Annotated in this window: 4 protein-coding genes; all 4 read right to left on the bottom strand. The window is 66.6% G+C overall.

The features are described from left to right. Positions 1-827, bottom strand: an 827-nt coding sequence (locus tag ACY69P_RS14370) for a ThiF family adenylyltransferase (protein ID WP_462327966.1), incomplete at its 3' end; no start/stop codon positions are given. Positions 828-831: 4 nt separating this feature from the next. Next, positions 832-1,059, bottom strand: coding sequence for a MoaD/ThiS family protein (locus tag ACY69P_RS14365; RefSeq protein WP_459900316.1), 228 nt, complete (start codon positions 1,057-1,059; stop codon positions 832-834). Between the two features lie 148 nt (positions 1,060-1,207). Continuing rightward, on the bottom strand, positions 1,208-3,151 hold the full coding sequence (locus ACY69P_RS14360) for a molybdopterin biosynthesis protein (protein WP_462327965.1): 1,944 nt from the start codon (positions 3,149-3,151) through the stop codon (positions 1,208-1,210). 99 nt (positions 3,152-3,250) lie between these two features. Continuing rightward, positions 3,251-4,495: a molybdopterin molybdotransferase MoeA gene (locus tag ACY69P_RS14355; protein WP_462327964.1), complete on the bottom strand. Its 1,245-nt coding sequence runs from the start codon at positions 4,493-4,495 to the stop codon at positions 3,251-3,253. Positions 4,496-4,660: the final 165 nt, after the last annotated feature.

Raw genomic sequence — 4,660 nt, 5'->3', positions numbered from 1 at the left:
AAGCTCATGTCCCGCAGGTCAAACAGGAGCATCTTTCCGGCGAGGGCCGGCGTCCCCGTACCCAGCAGACGCATGATCTCCGCGCTTTGCAGACTGGCGGCGGTATACACGCCTGGAGCAGGGCTGCCGAGGGCGTCCTCGGCTCCGCCGCTGGCGCCAAAGAAATCCGCCGGACCGGGCTGGCCCGGCATTACCGTGGCAACATAGCCCGACAGGCCCGCGATGCCCGCCGTCACAAGGGGCAGGCCGGCGCGCGCGGCCACGCGTTGCAAGGCAGGGCGGTCGTCCAGTCCGCCAAGGGCGTCCACCACCACGTGGGCGTCTTCGCACATGGCCAGCATGTCAGATTCATCCACCATCACCTCATGGGCCAGAAAGTCCACGGCGGGGTTCACGGTCATGGCGCGCACGGTGGCGGCGCGGGTTTTGGGGATGTCCACGATGTCCGTGGTTGAGGTCAGCTGGCGGTTGAGGTTGCTTTCCTCAAAGGAGTCGCCGTCCGCCGCTTCAATGGTGCCAACGCCCATGCGGACCATGGCTTCAAGGAGCAGGCCGCCAAGGCCGCCAAGGCCAATGAGCACGGCCTTGGAACACAGCAGGCGCACCTGCCCCTGACAGTCCAGCGTGGAAAAGTTGCGGATATAGCGCTCCGGGATGACCCCGGCGCCAAGGGCGGCGACTTCTATGGCGCGGAGCGTTTCGCCGCACTCGGCGGCAAGTTCGCGGGCCGCATGGATGCCAAGGCTCAAATAGGGCGAGCCGTCGGGCATGGCTGCGGAGAGGGCAAGCTCCCGCGTTCGGTTGCCTATGGGGTCCGCGCAGCCCATGGCGTCATCCTCCGCCTACGGCAGGGAACAGGCCCACCCGGTCGCCGTCGTGTATGGTGGCGTCCACGGTGGTGTGCTTGTTGTTGATGAACATGATTTTGACCTCGTCGCGGGGGATGCCGAGGTGGTCCATCAGGCCGCCGACGGTAACGCCGTCCGGCGCGGTGTAGGCCGCCGCGTCCTGCGGCTCAAAGGGCTTGAGCGTGGCAAAGCATTTTACTGTGATAATCATGCCCCGCATTGTGGCAAAAAATCACGGAAAGGCAAGCCCTTGTGCTGGTTCGGTCACCGGACCTGCCAGAGGCAGAAAAACGGGCGGCGCTGTGTGCGCCGCCCGTTTTTGTGAATGGTGGGTTGTGTGCCCCGCATGGGGGGGCTGCCTAGGGCAGGCCCTGTCCGGCTTCCATAAACTCACCGGTACAGGTGGTTTCGTAGCCGCCAAGGGCTTCAATGCTTGTGCGGAAGTCCGCGCTGCGGATGAGGTCCAGCACGGCCTTGACGCGTGGGTCCGCAAGGTGCTCGCGCGGGATGAGCAGGTCGTAGCGCTCACGCGCAAGGGGGACAAAGTCCAGCCCGAGGGCGCGGGCGGCGGCCATGATGCCCAGCCCGCAGTCCACCGCGCCGGTGAGCACGTTTACCGCCACGGCCATGTGGGTGAATTCTTCCTTGTCGTAGCCGTTGACCTGCTGGGGCGTGATGCCGGCCTCGGAGAGGTGCCAGTCCAGCAGGATGCGGGTTCCCGCCCCGCGCTGGCGGTTGATGAACTGCACGTCCTCGCGGGTGAGGTCGTCAACGCCCGAGATGCCTTTGGGGTTTCCTGCCGGGACCATGAGGCCCTGATGGCGCACCGCAAGGTTGACCAGCACCGCGTCCACATCCGGGAGATATTTGCGCACAAAGGGCGTGTTGTAGTCGCCGGTTTCGGGGTCGAAGAGGTGGGTGCCCGCCATGTGGCAGGAACCGTTTTTGACGGCCATGAGTCCGCCCATGCTGCCCACATGGGTGGAGGCAAGGTGGATGGGCGTCTCCAGCCCCATGAGGGCGTTGGCGAGCAGGTCTATGGTGTTGTCATGGCTGCCCACGGCGACAAGGGTGCGCTCCAGCGCGTCCTGCGGCACGCGCAGGTCGGCGCGGACGGTGGCGCCCTGTTCCACGCCCTCGGAGTTGGCCGGAATGCGGCAGATGCCCTGCGCGCGGGTCATGGTGGTAATCATGCCCGCCCCGCGCGACAGGGGCGTGGCGACGTACTTGCCGCCAACGCGGCCGATGGACAGGCGCAAGAATTCTTCCATGCCCAGCTTGGACGGCACGCTGCGCGTGAGCTCCACGTCCACTTCCGGGCGGCGGGGCAGGGTGCGGCGGGTCAGCCACGCGCACAGCGGGGCCACCAGTTCCTCCATGCACACCACCGCGCTGACGGGATAGCCCGGCGCGCCCACAAGCAGCTTGCCGCCGTGGGCCTTGTCCGCCATGCCCAGCAGGGTGGGCTTGCCGGGCATGGCCTTAATGCCGTGCACCAGCACGCTGCCGACGCTCTCCATGACGGTGCGGGTGTAGTCCTTGGCGCCGGCCGAGGAGCCTGCGCCAATGACGATAATGTGCGCGTCCGTGCCAAGGGCGTCTTCCACGGCCTCGATGAGGGCGCCGGGCTTGTCCGGGACGGGCGCGGTGCGGCGGATGTCGATGCCCCAGCTTTGCGCCAGTGCGGCAAAGACCTGCGAGTTGCTCTCCACAACTTGCCCCGGCGCCGGGGTCGGGCGGTCCGTAAAGTCCAGCACCTCGTCGCCGGTGGGAATGACGTGCATGATAATGCGCTCATGCACGGTGACCTCCCAGATGCCCGCAGAGAGCAGCGCGCCAATGTCATAGGCCGTGAGCTCGTGGTTCTGGGGGATGAGCAGTTCCGTGGCGACGATGTCTTCGCCGATGCGGCGTACGTGCTGCCACGGAAAGGCCGGCGCCTCAATGCGGGCGCTGCCGTCGGCGGTCATGACCACATTTTCGATCATGATGACGGCGTTGGTGCCGCCCGGCAGCGGGTTGCCGGTGTTGACCGGGACAAAGGCGTCCGCCCCAAGGGTGAGGGGCTCGTCTTCGCGCGCGGCAAAGGTGGCTTCGGCGTCCACGGCAATGCCGTCCATGGCCGCGCTGTGGTAGGTGGGCGAGGACAGCCGCGCATGGATGGCGCACGCCGTGATGCGGCCTGCGGCCTCGTGGGTGGGAATGGTTTCGGTGCCGAGGAGGCTTTCCCTGTCTAGGGCGGCCTGAACCTTGCCCACGGCTTCGTCAATGGGAATGGTGTCGAGATAGATATTGCGCTTCATGGGTGCCTTCGCTGTGTGCGGTGCTTTGGCTGTTCATGCGCTGTGGCGCGGGCCTGCCGTTGCTGTGCTGTGTGGTGCTGTGCCTGTTCTTGGCCGCTGTTAGTTGAGCAGCCACACGTCCACGGGGTGGCCCTCGAAGAGGCCTTCCGTATCCGCCGGGATGCGGACCAGCCCGTCGGCGCGGAGCATGGTGCGCAGCAGGCCGGATTTGCCAAGGACGGGCGTGGCTATGCTGGCGCCGTCCTCTCGGGTTTCCAGCCGGACCCGGACGTAGTCCTCGCGTCCCTGTTTGGAGGCGATGTTGCGCCCGAGGGTGGCGCGGCGCACGCTGCGGCGGCGCGGGGCAAAGGCGTCCCCGTCCCCGGCGATGTGGCGCAAAAAGGGCAGGCCGAACACGTGCATTACCACCTGTGCGGAGGTGACCTGTCCGGGCAGTCCCCATACGGCGGTGCTGCCTGCGCGGGCCAGAATGGTGGGCTTGCCGGGGCTGACGGCAACGCCGTGGGCCAGCACCTGCGCGTCGGGCAACTCCTCAATGGCGGCCTGCGTCAGGTCGCGCACGCCAATGGAACTGCCGCCGGAGATGAGCACCACGTCATTTTCTTCTACGCCTTGTTTGATGGCAGCGGCAAGGCTTGCCTCGTCATCGCGCACCAGGCCGTACAGCGTGGGCACGCCGCCAGCGGTGCGCACCAGCGCGCCGAGGGCGTAGCTGTTTACATCGCGGATTTGTCCCGGACGGGGCGTGTCCGTGACGGGGATAAGTTCGTCTCCGGTGGAGATGAGGCCCACGCGCGGGCGCTTTCGCACCGGCACCTCGCTGACGCCAAGGGCGGCCAACAAGCCGACCTCCTGTGGGCGCAGGGGGGTGCCGGCAGTGAGGGCGGGCTGTCCTGCCCGGGCGTCCTCGCCGCGCTGCATAACGTTGTCGCCGGGGGCGACAGATTTGCGGAATTCAATGGTGCCAGCGCCAAGCTCTTGGGTGTGTTCCACCATCACCACGGCGTCCGCCCCTTCGGGCAGGGTGCCGCCGGTGACAATGCCCACACAGTCCCCGCGGGACAGGGGGGCTGAGGGCTGTTCATCGATGGACAGACTGCCCCGGCACTCCAGATAGGCCGGGTTGGATTCGCTTGCCCCAAAGGCATCGCGCGCGTTGACGGCGTAGCCATCCATGCACGAGCGGTTGACCATGGGCAGGTCTTCGGCGGCGGTGACGTCGCTGGCAAGAACGCGCCCCGCCGCGTCGTGCAGGGGGACGGATGTCTGCGCGAGGGCGGGAAAATCCTTGAGCAGGCCGATGAATGTTTCCGGGCTGACGACTTGAAAGAAACCTTTTTGCACTTCGCCTCCGAACACGTGACGAGAAAATTGAACGATTTAATAGGTCTGCAATACCGCAACACAAGGCAATTGCAAATGCCCCATGTCCGGCGTGGTGGCGGGGCGCGGTAGCTGGGCGCATGGGCGCACTCCCCCCGCGCCCGCGCTGTCCGTGGGCGGCGTTAT

It is taken from the genome of Desulfobaculum sp. (assembly GCF_054921475.1).
The sequence above is the reverse complement of the archived record's forward strand: the minus strand, read 5'-3'. Positions and strand labels throughout refer to the sequence as shown.

What these genes read in the sequence shown, in the direction of transcription:
- ACY69P_RS14365 (WP_459900316.1), bottom strand. Translation starts at nt 1,059, where the DNA reads ATGATTATCACAGTAAAATGCTTTGCCACGCTCAAGCCCTTTGAGCCG.
- ACY69P_RS14360 (WP_462327965.1), bottom strand. Translation starts at nt 3,151, where the DNA reads ATGAAGCGCAATATCTATCTCGACACCATTCCCATTGACGAAGCCGTG.